This is a genomic window from Xanthovirga aplysinae (assembly GCF_009711365.1).
In the GTDB taxonomy this organism is placed as follows: domain Bacteria; phylum Bacteroidota; class Bacteroidia; order Cytophagales; family Cyclobacteriaceae; genus Xanthovirga; species Xanthovirga aplysinae.
Genome location: NZ_SMMB01000151.1, coordinates 1 through 497 on the forward strand (window position 1 = coordinate 1; position 497 = coordinate 497).

Genomic DNA, 497 nt, shown 5'->3' on the forward strand with positions numbered 1-497 from the left:
TTTCTAAAATCAAAAAATTATCCGAAACTACTCGCGACGGCACATCCTTATTATATTTAAAGCTTGCTGCAGAAAAGGTTGGTTTCAAGTCTTTAGGAGTTAGGACTACACTTGATCAAATTGAAAAAGTTAATAGGCCATGCATCATTTTATGGAATCAAAATCATTTTGTTGTATTCATAAAAGTTAAAGGGGATTCAGTGCAGATTGCTGATCCAGCAATTGGCATAATTACATATTCGAAGTCAGAATTTATCAAAAATTGGTCATCAAATCAAAATAAAACTATTTCCAACTCCACAGGTATCGTTTTGTTTCTAGAACCTACCATTAAACTTAAGGAGTTTACTTCAAAAAGTGATAAAGAAAAGAGCCTCTTCTCTATAAGTTACTATTTATTACGACATAAGAAGTTATTTATTCAGTTATTGTATGGGCTATTGGCAGTTATGCTCATACAAATTATAATGCCTTTTTTGACTCAAAGTGTTATAGAT

The 497-nt window shown here is 31.2% G+C and carries 1 protein-coding gene; it reads left to right on the plus strand.

Translation table 11 applies throughout. The features are described 5' to 3' along the window. Positions 1–497: cysteine peptidase family C39 domain-containing protein (locus E1171_RS00250; protein WP_246164087.1), on the plus strand; the 497-nt coding region annotated here is incomplete at both ends.